Genomic DNA, 401 nt, shown 5'->3' on the forward strand with positions numbered 1-401 from the left:
TTACCGTGCAGCAGTTGTCGTCAGCTCCGAGCTCGGTGCTGCTCCCGACTGCACAAAGCAAGAGTTTGCAAATCACGGCGACGTACGCGAACGGAAGCACCCAGGATGTGACGAGTCAATCCACGTATCAAAGCAGCGATCCGACCGTTGCGACGGTCGATGCTGCGGGAGTCATTTCCGGGGTAGCAGCAGGGAATGCGACGATCACGGTAACCTACTATGATAAGACGATCACCGTTCCGGTTCAGGTGACGGCCACCACCAATACCGCCAACCGCCTGTCAGCGGGAGGCAACCACACACTGCTGGTGAAAGAAGATGGAACCGCCTGGGCATGGGGATTGAATGACAACAGTCAATTGGGTGACGGAACGAAGCAAAACCGGACCACTCCCGTGGAA

1 protein-coding gene is annotated in these 401 nt (G+C 56.9%); it reads left to right on the forward strand.

The features are described 5' to 3' along the window. A partial coding sequence (locus MXD62_RS10295) for an Ig-like domain-containing protein (protein ID WP_248829101.1) occupies positions 1-401 on the forward strand: 401 nt, incomplete at both ends.

Source organism: Frankia sp. Mgl5 (assembly GCF_023242985.1).
Lineage (GTDB): Bacteria > Actinomycetota > Actinomycetes > Frankiales > Frankiaceae > Parafrankia > Parafrankia soli.